This window comes from Chitinibacter sp. GC72 (genome assembly GCF_009760905.1).
Classification (GTDB): Bacteria; Pseudomonadota; Gammaproteobacteria; order Burkholderiales; family Chitinibacteraceae; genus Chitinibacter.
In genome coordinates this window covers 23116-35970 of record NZ_VIRW01000010.1, presented here as the reverse complement: position 1 = coordinate 35970, position 12855 = coordinate 23116, and the positions used below count along the sequence as shown (strand labels likewise).

At 54.7% G+C, this 12855-nt stretch carries 17 protein-coding genes; 13 read left to right on the top strand and 4 right to left on the bottom strand.

The features are described from left to right. The first annotated feature begins 97 nt into the window (after window positions 1-97). From grxC to FLS37_RS10120, 8 genes are all read left to right on the top strand, one after another. Entirely contained in the window at window positions 98-361 is a 264-nt protein-coding gene (gene grxC, locus FLS37_RS10155) for a glutaredoxin 3 (RefSeq protein ID WP_157669784.1), read from the top strand. 3 nt (window positions 362-364) lie between these two features. Beyond that, the gene (locus tag FLS37_RS10150) at window positions 365-763 is read left to right on the top strand and encodes a DUF302 domain-containing protein (RefSeq protein WP_157669783.1); all 399 of its coding nucleotides are present in this window, start codon (window positions 365-367) and stop codon (window positions 761-763) included. 12 nt (window positions 764-775) lie between these two features. Further along, complete coding sequence (locus FLS37_RS10145; RefSeq protein ID WP_157669782.1) at window positions 776-1024, top strand: DUF2282 domain-containing protein; 249 nt, start codon at window positions 776-778, stop codon at window positions 1022-1024. A 117-nt stretch (window positions 1025-1141) separates the two neighbouring features. Beyond that, window positions 1142-1597 (top strand): DoxX family protein, encoded by a 456-nt coding sequence (locus FLS37_RS10140; RefSeq protein ID WP_157669781.1) that lies wholly within the window; start codon window positions 1142-1144, stop codon window positions 1595-1597. Window positions 1598-1616: 19 nt separating this feature from the next. Continuing rightward, window positions 1617-2111 (top strand): peroxiredoxin, encoded by a 495-nt coding sequence (locus tag FLS37_RS10135; RefSeq protein ID WP_157669780.1) that lies wholly within the window; start codon window positions 1617-1619, stop codon window positions 2109-2111. A 182-nt stretch (window positions 2112-2293) separates the two neighbouring features. Further along, window positions 2294-2725, top strand: coding sequence for a hypothetical protein (locus FLS37_RS10130; RefSeq protein WP_157669779.1), 432 nt, complete (start codon window positions 2294-2296; stop codon window positions 2723-2725). Between the two features lie 764 nt (window positions 2726-3489). Further along, window positions 3490-4032 (top strand): hypothetical protein, encoded by a 543-nt coding sequence (locus tag FLS37_RS10125; protein WP_157669778.1) that lies wholly within the window; start codon window positions 3490-3492, stop codon window positions 4030-4032. A 174-nt stretch (window positions 4033-4206) separates the two neighbouring features. Then, window positions 4207-5271, top strand: coding sequence for a hypothetical protein (locus FLS37_RS10120; RefSeq protein ID WP_157669777.1), 1065 nt, complete (start codon window positions 4207-4209; stop codon window positions 5269-5271). Between the two features lie 182 nt (window positions 5272-5453). Here FLS37_RS10120 and FLS37_RS10115 read toward each other — a convergent pair whose 3' ends face one another. The 3 genes from FLS37_RS10115 to FLS37_RS10105 form a co-directional block, all read right to left on the bottom strand. Next, window positions 5454-5726, bottom strand: coding sequence for a TfoX/Sxy family DNA transformation protein (locus FLS37_RS10115; protein ID WP_157669776.1), 273 nt, complete (start codon window positions 5724-5726; stop codon window positions 5454-5456). 73 nt (window positions 5727-5799) lie between these two features. After that, window positions 5800-6348, bottom strand: a complete 549-nt coding sequence (locus FLS37_RS10110; RefSeq protein WP_157669775.1) for a carboxymuconolactone decarboxylase family protein — start codon at window positions 6346-6348, stop codon at window positions 5800-5802. Between the two features lie 27 nt (window positions 6349-6375). After that, window positions 6376-7419, bottom strand: coding sequence for an NAD(P)-dependent alcohol dehydrogenase (locus FLS37_RS10105; RefSeq protein ID WP_198314572.1), 1044 nt, complete (start codon window positions 7417-7419; stop codon window positions 6376-6378). Window positions 7420-7504: 85 nt separating this feature from the next. Here FLS37_RS10105 and FLS37_RS10100 point away from each other — a divergent pair, with 85 nt between their 5' ends. Beyond that, window positions 7505-8122: a TetR/AcrR family transcriptional regulator gene (locus FLS37_RS10100; protein WP_157669774.1), complete on the top strand. Its 618-nt coding sequence runs from the start codon at window positions 7505-7507 to the stop codon at window positions 8120-8122. Between the two features lie 52 nt (window positions 8123-8174). On the opposite strand, the gene FLS37_RS10095 is transcribed toward FLS37_RS10100, so the two are convergent. Further along, a complete protein-coding gene (locus FLS37_RS10095) occupies window positions 8175-9059 on the bottom strand; it encodes a LysR family transcriptional regulator (RefSeq protein ID WP_157669773.1) in 885 nt (294 codons plus the stop codon). Window positions 9060-9138: 79 nt separating this feature from the next. Between FLS37_RS10095 and FLS37_RS10090 the strand changes: the two genes are divergently transcribed. The 4 genes from FLS37_RS10090 (at window position 9139) to FLS37_RS10075 (ending at window position 12770) form a co-directional block, all read left to right on the top strand. Then, window positions 9139-9834, top strand: a complete 696-nt coding sequence (locus FLS37_RS10090; protein WP_157669772.1) for a glutathione S-transferase family protein — start codon at window positions 9139-9141, stop codon at window positions 9832-9834. 215 nt (window positions 9835-10049) lie between these two features. Continuing rightward, window positions 10050-11627: a pyridoxamine 5'-phosphate oxidase family protein gene (locus tag FLS37_RS10085; protein WP_157669771.1), complete on the top strand. Its 1578-nt coding sequence runs from the start codon at window positions 10050-10052 to the stop codon at window positions 11625-11627. 28 nt (window positions 11628-11655) lie between these two features. Then, window positions 11656-12282 (top strand): glutathione S-transferase family protein, encoded by a 627-nt coding sequence (locus FLS37_RS10080; RefSeq protein ID WP_157669770.1) that lies wholly within the window; start codon window positions 11656-11658, stop codon window positions 12280-12282. A gap of 20 nt (window positions 12283-12302) precedes the next feature. Next, complete coding sequence (locus FLS37_RS10075; RefSeq protein ID WP_157669769.1) at window positions 12303-12770, top strand: nuclear transport factor 2 family protein; 468 nt, start codon at window positions 12303-12305, stop codon at window positions 12768-12770. Window positions 12771-12855: the final 85 nt, after the last annotated feature.

The window sequence follows — 12855 nt, the reverse complement described above, 5'->3', positions numbered from 1 at the left end:
ATACAATGATCAGAAATGATCTTGGCGATATACCCGTCATATCCAGTTGCTAGTTCGCTCTGGCGAGCGCAATGGTTTAAGAAAAAGGAGACGCAACATGTCAACCATCACCCTCTACAGCACCCGTTCTTGCCCATTTTGCGTTCAGGCTGAAAATTTGCTCGCGCGCAAAGGTTTAGCCGTGAACAAAATTTTAGTTGATCAAAATCCAGACGAATTTGCCACCATGGTAGAGCGCACCGCGCGTCGCTCGGTCCCGCAGATTTTTATTGGTGATCGACACGTCGGTGGTTTTACCGATTTATTAGCCCTTGATCAATCTGGCCAATTGCCGGTTTGGTTGGCACAAGCAGGGGTGTAGTCCATGTGTGAAGAACCGAACGCCTTTGGCATCGACAAAATCGCCTCGGCGTATGACTTTAGCGAAACGATTGCCCGCTTAAGTTCCGCGATTCAGAGCAAAGGCGCGACGATTTTTGCCCAAATCGATCATCAAGCGCAGGCCAAGCAGCAGCAATTGGAATTGGCCCCCACGCAATTATTGATCTTTGGGCACCCAAAAATCGGCACCGCTTTAATTAATTCAGCCAGCAGCACCGGTTTGGATTTACCACTGAAAGCCTTGGTGAGCCAAGACTGCCACGGGCAAGTTTGGGTGTACCTGAATCAGCCCGATTTTTTGCAACTGCGCCATGGATTTGACGACGAATTACTCACCCCGCTCCGTGGGCTGCATAGCTTGCTCAGCCACAGCATTCACTAAAGGATCAAAAAGATGGATCGCAGACAACTGATTTTGGCCGGTGCCATGACCGCAGTGCTGGCGCTCGCCAGCCAGCCTAGCCTGGCCGCTGACCCCAGCAAAGAAAAATGCTTTGGCGTCGCCAAAGCGGGCGCGAATGATTGTGCCGCCAACGGTCACTCTTGTGCCGGCATGGCCAAGAAAGACCGTGATGGTAAAGAGTGGAAACTAGTCGCCAAAGGCAGTTGCTTGGCGATGAAGGGTTCGCTCACGCCGTTGTAACCCTTAAGTCGCATCGAATCTCCTTCCTCTTTGCCCCTTGCTTAGCAAGGGGATTTTTTTTGTTAGATTTTTAACGCGGAATCGACTAAACCGCAGCATCCAATAAAGGACTTCATTATGCTTTCATCCCCATTGCTTCAACGCTTAGCGCAAGCGACACCGCTCAACGCCATTGCACCGCTCGCCGATTTGGCTCTGCGCGTGTATATCGGCAAAATCTTTTTTATGTCGGGCCTGACCAAAATCGCCGATTGGGATACCACGCTGATGTTGTTCAGCGACGAATACCACGTTCCCTTGCTGTCGCCGCAATTGGCGGCCTTCGGGGGAACGGCTGGCGAACTCATCTTGCCGGTGTTGCTGGTGCTGGGCCTATTTACCCGCCTGTCTGCGCTGGGACTCTTCGCGCTCAATGCCGTAGCGCTCGTCTCGTACTACCATGTGTTAAAAGACATGCCCAGCGCGGTGCAAGATCATCTTGAATGGGGTTTAATGTTGCTGGCGCTGATCGCGATCCCGCTGCAACGTTGGGCGCTCGATCGTGTGCTGTTCCGCGCGCGTGCTTCTCAATAAACCCACCATAGGATTCACAATGAAAAAATTCTGGCTCAGTGCTGTGTGGTTCAGTTTAATCTGCAGCAGCGTGTATGCGGCACCGACACTACAAGGGCGCGATGTCATCAGCGGCAAAGCGGTGAATCTGGCGCAAGTGCGCGCTAAAGACCAAACCGTTTTGCTGGTGTTTTTTAAAGCGGGTTGCACCACCTGTGTGTACAACTTCAAGCTGATCCGGGAATTTTACAAAGCTAATAAAGCCAGTCGTTTTAATGTGATTGGTGTCGGCCTAGACAGCAAGCCAGAGCTGTTTCGCAGCTACGCCGAACTGGTGCGCGCCACCACCCCCAAAGACGAGCAATTTCCGCTGCTATGGCGGCCCGATTCAGCGCATCAAGACAGCTTTGGCGAATTGAAAAACGACTCAACCGTCTTTGTGATCGGCAAAAATGGCGAAATCACGCTGACGCGCGAAGGCGTGATTCAGGATGCAGACTGGGATGAGATTTGGACATCGCTGCAAAATCAGTGATCGTTTAAGTTCCACCGAGCAAGCGAATCTTCCATTTTTCGGCGGCATTGATTAGCATACGCATCTGGGCTGACTGGTCGCCCAGCTCGCGAAAGTGCAAACACCAGTTTCATCGCGCAAGCCCATTGCTTGCATACCCTCCGTGACCCACAGCGAGAATGGTCACTTATTTTGGAGCTGGTATGCCTAATTCTGCCTCTACTCATCACGAAACACCTGCGGTGCAATTTATCTTGCGCCAAGCGCGGCGCTTGCAGCGCGCAGCGCAATCCGATTCACCTGCCATTGCCTTGCCCATTTTGCGGCGCTTAATTCAAGCGGGCGCAATTGAAGCCAAATCGCTGGTCACGCTGTACGCGCAGCGCCAGCAATTGCAGCGTAAACATATTCTGCGCCTATTGGCACTGGAAGCGGGTTATCCAAGTTGGGAGAAATTCAAACCCCAATTAAGCACGCTCAGCGCCACTGATTTGGCCGCATGGCAATACCTTGATACCGGCGCGGCGCAACTGAAATTGTGGTTTGCCGATGCGCAAACTGCCAACAGCTACGCCGCAAGCCAAGGCGGCCGCGTGATCACTGTTGGCCAACAAGCCGTGGTGATGACAAGCTAAGCGCCGAATCTGGCCAAAGCCAGCAAGGGACGGGTCTTGCTCCGTACCTTGCTGGTCTCGCCTGCCCGAGTGCCGCGAAACCCCGTTTGAAATAGCCATGGCGAGGCGCCGCTTCAACTCGCCACGCGCTAACGTCGCGTGGCTCAAACAAATCGCGTCTTAAAATGACCCAAGGCCACAGTCTCTGCTAAGGCAACAAGTTGCCAAGCTGCGCCATGCCTCGCCATAACTTTTTCAAACCGCGCGTCTCCACGGGCATCTCGTTCTAATTAGCTGTAACTGTAGGGTCGGCTTCAGCCGACAGACTCTGTTCAAAATGATCGACTAGACGAAGTGCAGCTAAAGGCGAAGCCAAACCAAGGGTATATCTGGCTAATCTAAAGAATGATTGGCCCTTAGTGAAACACCACGGTGGGTATATGCCGTGATGGTTAATCTGGGGCTTGAATTCCCGTTAAAGCGAAGGCCGATTGAGGAGCGAGACCTAGGCTCGCGACGATTGAGGCGTGGCGAAGCTTGGCAGCTTGCTGCCTTAGCGAAGACCGTGGCCTAAGGCCAGCACGGCAGAGCCGACTTCGCCTCGGGGGGCTTTGGCGACGCAAAGCTCCTTGCCTGTCTGCGCGGCGGAACGCGCTACAAAAACATAGTGCCGTAGGCACTGAAAATCATTACAATCGTTGAAATGAAATTGGCTGCAATCGGCCAGAAGCGGAAGTTCATACTGCTGTGCATCAAATGTATTCAAAGAGATTAAAAGAGAAACAATGGCACGATGTAAAGTTCTTAATGTTTCACGACTTCGTCAGCGAGAGCTGAATTTGCAGTTTCCATGGTTAATTGATATTCAAGAGGATACGGTTAAAGATAATTTGCAACGACTTGCAGTCTCAACTTTTGACCACTGGCTCACGCGTGATGAAGCTAACCAGCTATTAGAAAATGTTCCTGCTGTTGAGCACGCCCGAAGAGAATCCCTACTCGCTGGTTTTTGCAAATCGTTAATTGCGAACACAGAAGTACTGTCTTTTACCCAACGCGGCAGGGAAAAAAATAACTTTATTTTTAGAAGCTTCACATCCGTAAAATATCTTGCCAATTACTGCAAACCCCATGGCGGTGAAATTTTCAGGCACTGGCGTCATAGAAAGGGTGCACGTCATTTTCACGTTGTGCTTCCTGAGTACGATTGTGCTTTCTACGAAGGTTGGGACTACACGTACGGTTTTTACTTTACTAAGCCTACAGTTCTAGAAATCGCAAAGCAGTGGGCACAGCAAAATGACGTTCATTTACTGGTGTCCAAGTAATATCGTGACTAAGTGACATGTCGGCTCTGGGTCGATAGCCGCCACTAAGCCCAGCGTGCTGGGCTTTTTTGGCTTCAAATTATTCCATTAATCACAACAATATATTGCATTTTAGAGTTATTCTTCTTTTTATCGTCATCAACCACAATAGCGTCATTGTTTTGGATGACGACTGTGATGACGCTACATACGCTAAACCCTATCCCAAATGTGCTCGGCGAGCGCGTGATGCCTCTGGCGCCGCAGCTGACGTTGGCCAATGGCCAGCGCTGGATTTCGCAGCATTATTTGCGCTATCAGCACACGGTAGAAAGTGTGTCGGCGTTGTTGGCGCAGATTGATTTTGACGCGCATACGCCGCTGTTTGCTGGGCAGGATGCCAATGGCGTGTATTTGCAAGTGGGGCTGATTGGGCGCGAGAATTATGATCGCAGCAATACCCTCCGTGAGCATAAGCTGGTGTACGGCAGAAAATGGCGCATTGATGCCGACACCCCAACTTCTGAAATCATCCAGACCGCTTTTTTGGCGATTAAAAAAGCGCGTGAACACGAGGTGCGCGAGCTACTAACGGTGCGCAATGGCGCGGGCAAAACCAGCGCGGTGTTTAGTAATCACCACGATTTGCCCTTGCTCACTCAGCAAAGGGATGAATTACGCGCCACTGCGCGCCCAGCGAGCGCGGCTAATGTGGCGGCTGCGGTGTTGGCGCAATTGGCGACGCTGCGTTTTGCGCAGCGCCAGATCGAGTTGGTGCAAGTCGTTGAATTGGCGGGCGAGCGGGTGTTGCTCGATTTTCAACTGGGCGCTGCACCTCTGGCTCGGCAATTGGAAGGCGATTTTCCTGAGTTTGCGCAGCTGTCGTTCAGCGTGCTGTTGCCTCTCGCGCAATTACATCAACTACCGTATGCGATGATGGATGCGCTGATTGCGCACAGCGATCGGCATGTGGATGAGACCTTTCGCTTTCGCGGCTTTGCGCGCTTTAGCCGTGAAAACGCGATTCAGGCGATTGCCGATTTGTCGCTGCAAACCCGTCCGTACGCACGGGATTTGGCCGATGCGCAATTTGAGCAAATTTTCCGCGCCAATAATTACGAAGTCGACGCCAGCCGCGCCCCGGCTTTGGGCGCAGGTGAGTTGGGGCGGAAAAATCGCCAGCTAATCGAGCAATACGCGAACTTGCTCGGCCATATGCCGCAGGGCTATACCCTAGCACCCGCCTCGCAATTAGCTTAGGCCGCGTTGCGGCCATGCACTGCAGCCCTGAGTACGTAATGGCTACAGTGCAACTGCGATGTAGATTAAACCTGCGGATGGGAGAAACAACCTAGGTTTCTGGTTTGCAGAGACTAATAGGTATATCCCTGCAGACCATATATTGATTGACCTACGATGGCATACCCAATCAAAATTTGCCGCTATTTCCGCTTGGAAGCCAACCCCAGATCATCCAGCCGCAGCAGTATTTCGGTTTTGCGCTCGTATTTGATTCGCTGCCAAGGCAGGTCTTCCTGCGCGCAGATCAGGGCATACAGCATATTCAGCGATAGATTCGGCACCACTTGTTGCAGCTGGGCATACAGTGCAAAGGCATCGGCGGCGCGCACTTGCGCGGCGGTGGTGATGCCGATTTTCGCCAGCATGGCGCGGCTTTTTGGCCCGAGGCCTTTGAGTTGATCTACGGTCGGCATGGTGGCGGTTCCGCTTACGGTGGGTTGCAATAGGATAGCCATGATCGGGGTGATCTGGCTATCCATGCCCAGCTTAGGCGGCCGGCCAGCGGTCGGTGGCAAAGACCGCGTCTAACGGTGTATCGGCCACGCTGGTGGTGTAGTTGGACAAGATTTTCAGGCTAGTACCCAAAATTACCTCGAACACCGTTTGCTGGCTGTAGCCAGCGGCGATGAAGCTGGCGACTTCCTGCGCGGTGGGCCAGCCGCGGCTTTCGACAACTTGGATGGTGAATTGGCGCAAGGCTTCGAGCTTGGCATCGGCAATCGGCGTGTTGTTGCGCAGCGCGGCGATCACCTCGGCGGGCACGGCGGCTTTGGCGATGGTGGTGTGCGCGGCCATGCAATAGTCGCAGCGATTGAGCCGATTGGCCGTCATCATAATGATCTGTTTTTCGGTTTCGCTTAAGTTGGTGTGGTTAAAAATCTGCGTGAGCGCCAGATAGCCTTCCAGCAGCGCAGGCGATTCGGCCATATGGGCGAATAAATTGGGCACAAAGCCGTAATTGGTCTGCGCCGCTTGTAACAAGCTTTGGCTGCCGGCCGGGGCGGTGGCGATGGTGTGCAGCTGAAATGGGGTCATGCTTAATCCTCTGTGGGGTGGTTGGGCTTAGGGGTGAACGTTGATAACGACTTTGCCGAAATGCTGGGCGCTGGCGAGGTAGTCAAACGCCGCGCCAGCCTCGGCATAGGCAAACTGCCGGTCAATTACCGGGATAATCTGGTGTTGGCTCAGAAAGGCATTGAGCGCGGTAAAGTGCGCCACCGAGCCGACCAAAATGCCGTTGATCTGCGCATTTTTGGCTTGCAGCGGCCATAAATTGGGCGTGGGGCCAAAGCCGGTAAGCACGCCGATCTGATGAATCTGCCCGCCAGAGGCCAGCGCATTAATCGAGCGCGCGTAAGTGTCGGGGCCGCCTAGCTCCAGAATATGATCAACACCGACGCCGTCTGTGAGGGTGAGCGCAATTTCATCCCAGTTGGCCTGATGGTGATAGTTGATGGTGTGCCAGGCACCCAACGCTTTGGCGCGCGCCAGTTTTTCATCTGACGACGAGGTGATGATGACTTTGGCGCCTTGTGCCACCGCCAGTTGCAAGGCAAACAGTGCAACACCGCCGGTACCCTGAATCAGCACCGTTTCCCCAGCTTGCAGTTGGCCGCGCTCAAACAGCGCATGCCAGGCAGTCACTGCAGCGCACGGCAAGGTTGCGGCTTCTTGCAAGCTTAGGTGTGCAGGAATGGCCACAATCGCGTCTTCGCTGGCCACAATATGCTCGGCAAGCACACCAGGAGTTTGCGAGCCTCCCAAAGCACCTTGCACATAATGCTTTGCCTGATATTTACCGCTGTGCCAATGGGCAAAAAAGTTCGGCGCTACGCGATCGCCGACTTGCCAGCGGCTCACCCTGCTTCCAACAGCGATTACCGTTCCTGCCGCGTCCGACAGCGGAATCTGGCCATCAACGGTGTCTTGGGCCGCATTGCGCAAAATCAGCAAATCACGGTAATTGAGGCTCACTGCGCCGACCTGAATCAAAACTTGATCGGCGGCCAAATCGGGTAACTGCCTTGGCATGTGCTGCAATTGAAATGCATCGCCATTGCGCTGCAGTTGATAGTGGCTGCCATGTCGGGTTTGGGTCTCTTGCATCGTCTTTAATCCTATTTATGTAGTAAACGATACACAATATAATCAAGCTAAGATGGCGTCGTCAATAAATTTTGTAGTGATCGATATGGAAAATAAAAAATCGCGTGGTCGACCCAGAGCATTTGATCGCACACAAGCGCTTGAATTAGCGCTGCATTTGTTCTGGGCCAAGGGCTATGAAGGTACGTCGCTGAACGACCTGACCAGCACGCTAGGTATCAATGCGCCCAGCCTGTATGCCGCCTTTGAGTCCAAGCCTGCTCTGTATCGTGAATCGATTGATCTGTATTTGGCGCAGCAATACGAGCGTATTGGCGCTTTGCTCGCCCAAGCTGCCACGGCGCGCATTGGGCTGGACAGCATGTTGCGCGGTGCGGCCGAACAATTTACCGCGCCCGATCACCCCCCCGGCTGCCCGATTGCCAGCGGAGTGCTGCGCTGCGCCGAGGCCAATGCCGCGATTGGCGAATTGACCGCCGATCATCGCCGCAATACCCGCGCGATGATGCTGGCGCGTCTGCAGCAAGGGCAGCAGGATGGTGATTTGCCGGTAGATCTGGATATCCACGCGCTAGCTGGGTTTTATGCGGGCATAATTCAAGGCATGTCGGTGCAGGCGATTGATGGTGCAAGCACGGCAGACTTGCTCAAAATGGCTGACCTTGCCATGCAGGCTTGGCCGGGCAATCCGCAGGCCAGCTAAGCGGTGCCAGTTGCTGGCTCAAAATGCCGACGTGTATTGCCTATCCAGACCATCAATCCAGCCGGATATTTTTCGCCAGATGACTAAACACCGTGGCCACGCGGCGTAGGTGGCGGGATTCGGGGTGGGTGAGCAGCCACAGGTCGGTGGCACATTCATCCAGTACCGGCGTCAAAGCGCGCAGTTGGGGGCGCGTGGCGGCCAGAAATGTCGGCACCATGCCCACGCCCATGCCGCGTTCGATCAATTCCACCACCGTTAAAATACTGTTCACTCGGTAGCGCGGCGTGATTTTGGGGTAATGCTTTTTGCGCCAGATCACCGTCGGATGATCGGGCAGCGCGTCGTCAGGCGCAATCCACGGTGCGTGATGCTCGATCACCGCAGGCAAGTCGGTATAGGGGCTGTTTTGCGCTGCAAACAGCGCCACTTTGATGCTGCCCAGGTGTTTGCCCACCAGATGTTGCGGCGGCTTGCGGGTGGCGCGGATGGCAATATCGGCGTCGCGCCGGGTTAGGTTGGCCAGCTCATTGCCAGTGTGCAAGTCAAAGCTCAGCTGCGGATGCAACGTGGAGAGCACATCAAGCTCGGGGGCGATGAGCCCGTGCAAGATCGAATCGGTAGTGGTAATGCGCACACTGCCAGCCACATCTTCGGGCTGCAGTTGCGCGGCCGAGCGCGCCGATTCAAGCGCGATTTCCATTTGCTCGGCGTGCCCGGCCAGGATTTGCGCCATTTCAGTCGGGAAATACCCCGCTTTGCTGCGCTCGAACAGGCGTTGTCCCAGCCCTTTTTCAATGCGCTGGATGCTGCGGAAAACCGTTGAGGCATCAACCCCCAACCGTTCGGCAGCAGCGGCCAGCGTGCCGCCCCGTGTGACAGCCAGCAAAAACTCCAGGTCTTGGCTCGCCAAATGGTATTGCGTTTTTGCATTCATGGTCTGCACTCCTGCTTATGTTGATTGCAATAAAGCAAGCCTAGACTAACGCAAATTACACCCAACAAGGAAATCAAAAATGCCGCAATCACTCACGCTGGTCAGCCACCTACTCTGCCCCTACGTACAACGCGCCGCCATCGTGCTGCTGGAAAAAGGCGTGCCGTTTACGCGCAAAAACATCGATCTGGCTAACAAGCCGGATTGGTTTCTGGCCATCTCGCCGCTAGGCAAAGTGCCGGTCTTGCAAGTGGGCGACACCGCGATTTTTGAATCGGCGGTGATTTGTGAATATCTGGATGAAACGCAGGATCCGCAGCTGCACCCGGCCGACCCACTCTTGCGCGCTCGGCATCGCGGCTGGATGGAACTGGGCTCGGCCATTTTGACTGACATTGCCGGTTTCTATTCGGCCAAAGATGAAGCCAGCCTGCGACTCAAAGCCCAGCAAATCCAGCAAAAATGGGCGCAAGTTGAGGCGGCGCTGAGCAGTGGCCCGTATTTTGCCGGCGAGCAGTTCACGCTGGTCGACGCGGTATTTGCCCCGGTGTTCCGCTATTTCGATGCCTTTGATGCCATTGAGGCCATTCGCGAACTGGTGTCGCTAAACCATCTGCCGCAAGTGCAGGCCTGGCGACGCGCGCTGGCGCAGCGGCCATCGGTACAGCAAGCAGTCGTAGCCGACTATCCTCAACTATTGAATGAATTTCTCAGCAAACGAAACTCGGCGCTCAGTGCACAGATACAGGAAGAGGTGGCAAGCTGCACCTTTTAACAATACATGGGTATGTCGCAGTAATCATCTACTAGCATGACCTGCAGCAATATACCCATCTACATCAGTCATATTGGGTTTTGTTTTCTGTGCAAACAAACTATTTATTCCACTTGCAGCAATAATCAATTCACGCCGATGGTGATTCTCTCGCCCGCTGGCTGGCGACATACTAAGGGCAACAGATTCAAGAACCAGTCCTGAGGATTTTCACCATGCCACGCGCCTTTGCCGCCATTACTTTTACCGATAGCGTGAAAGCTGCCCAAACCCGCTATCACAGCCGCGAGGGCAATCTGGGCTTTGAGCTGGCGGAAGACAGCCGCAGCGAAATCACTGCGCGCGAGGCCGAGTTTATCGCCGAGCGCGATAGCTTCTATATGGCCACCGTGAACGAAAATGGCTGGCCTTATGTGCAGCACCGCGGTGGCCCGGCCGGGTTTTTAAAGGTGCTGGACGAACATACGCTGGGCTTTGCCGATTTTCGCGGCAATGTGCAATATTTGTCGGTCGGCAATCTGAATACCAACGACAAAGTGTCGATCATCCTGATGGACTACGCCAACCGCCGTCGCCTGAAAATATGGGGTCGGGTACGCATCGTGCATGAAATCGACCACCCCGAGCTGATCGCCGCGCTGGAAAGCCCGGCTTATCGCGCGCGCATCGAGCGCGCGATGGTGATTACCGTCGAAGCCTGGGATTGGAACTGCCCGCAGCACATCACGCCGCGCTATACCGATGCCGATATCGAGCAACTGATTGCGCCATTGCAGGCTGAACTCGCGGCACTGCGCGCTAAACCGCAGGCCACCGAACCGCTTGATAGCTTGGGCAGCGGCGAATTAGCGTTGGTCATCAGCGGCGTGCGTCAACTTACCCCGCAAATCCGCGCCTATGAATTGCGCCATCCGGCGGGCGAAGATTTGCCGCCGGTTGCTGCTGGTTCGCACCTGAAAGTACCGGTTAAATTAAAAAATGGTCAGGATAGTGTGCGCAACTACTCGATCGCATCCAACCCAGCGCGCCGCGATATCTACGAAATTGCCGTGCTGCGCCAAGATGATGGAGACGGTGGCTCGGCTTTTGTGCATCAACATTACCAGCTGGGCATGACGCTGCATTGCAGCATGCCGAAGAACGATTTTGCACTGAACGATAGCGCTGCACCGGTGTTGCTAATCGCGGGCGGTATTGGCATTACGCCGATCAAGGCGATGGCGCAACAGCTTAAAGCGCAGGGTCGCACATTTGCATTGCACTATGCCGCGCGCAGCCGGCGCGAGATGGCCTACGGTGATCGCCTGCAACGCGATTTGGCTGGGCAAATTACGACCTATTTTAGCGATGAAGGTGATGCGCTTAACCTGCCGAAACTACTCAGCGAAATGGAAAATACCACCGAGGTGTATGTGTGTGGGCCGAGCGGTTTGATTAGCGCAGTGCAAGATACTGCTAGTCAATTGCAAATTGACCCCGCCCGCATTCATTTCGAACGCTTTGCCGCTGCGCCGCATGGCGAAAACCGCGCCTTTGAAGTGGTGCTGCGCCGCTCGCAACGCATTATTCCAATTGCTGCCGATCAAACCGTGTTGGCAGCGGTGCAAGCCGCCGGCGTTGATACGCTGTCGGATTGTGGTGTGGGCAATTGCGGTACCTGTGCGGTGAAAGTGCTGGCAGGTGAAGTTGAGCACCGCGATAACGCGCTCAATCAGAACGAACGCGAACGCGCCGGGCTAATGTGTATCTGCGTTTCACGCGCCAAGTCGGCACGGCTGGAACTTGATTTGTAATTCTCACTTGGTCATTAAGGAAAAAAACATGATCCAGCTCTATGAATTTGCACTATCGGGTAATTGCCACAAGGTCAGACTGATGCTGTCTTTGCTGGGCATACCCTACCAGAGTATTGCTGTGAATGGCGCAGAGCGCGAACACAAATCGCCCGAGTTTCTGGCGAAAAATCCGCTCGGCCAAGTACCGGTACTGGTCGATGGCGACGTGGTACTGCGCGATAGTCAGGCGATTCTGGTTTACCTCGCCCGCCAGTATGGCGCCACGCAGGCCGACTTCTGGCTGCCGAGCGATCCGGCTGGCCAAGCGCAGGTGCAGGCGTGGCTTGCCACGGCGGCCAATGAAGTGACGCGCGGGCCCAATGCACTGCGGCTCTTTCATAAATGGGGGCGCAATGTGACGGTGGCCGAAGCCGAAACCATCACCGCGCAATTAATGGCGGTGCTGGAAACCACGCTCAGCCAACAGCCTTGGCTGGCCGCGCCGCAGATCACGATTGCCGACATTGCCCTCTACCCGTATATCGCGCTAAGCATTGAAGGGAAAGTACCCCTAGAGCAATACCCTGCCGTTTGCCAGTGGCTGGCGCGCATCGAGGCGCAGCCGGGTTTTGTGACTATGCCGGGAATTGAGCTGCAAAGCCGAGCTGATTAATTGCTAATTGAGAGTAAAAAATGACACAACGCCCGCCCTTACCGCCGTTTGATCTTGAATCGGCCACCCAGAAAGTGCGGCTGGCCGAAGACGGCTGGAATTCACGCGACCCCGAGCGGGTTTCGCTCGTTTACACCGAGGATAGTGTCTGGCGCAATCGCCATGAATTCCCGCGCGGCCGCGCGCAAATTGTCGAATTTCTGACGCGTAAATGGCAGCGCGAACACGAATACCGGCTGATCAAAGAGCTGTGGGCCTTTGATGGCAACCGCATTGCCGTGCGCTTTGCCTATGAATGGCACGATGCCGCCGGGCAATGGTTTCGCTCTTACGGCAATGAAAACTGGGAATTCGATGCACATGGCCTGATGCAGCGCCGCTTTGCCAGCATCAACGATCTGCCGATTCGTGAAGATGAGCGGCTATTTCACTGGCCCCAAGGCCGCCGCCCCGATGATCATCCGGGCCTGAGCGAGCTGGGTTTGTGATGCTTGCAGACCAAAGCCTTGATCCAATAAAGCGCTATGCCCTGCCCGCCATCATGGCAGGCAGCCATAAAACCGGTTTATTGCA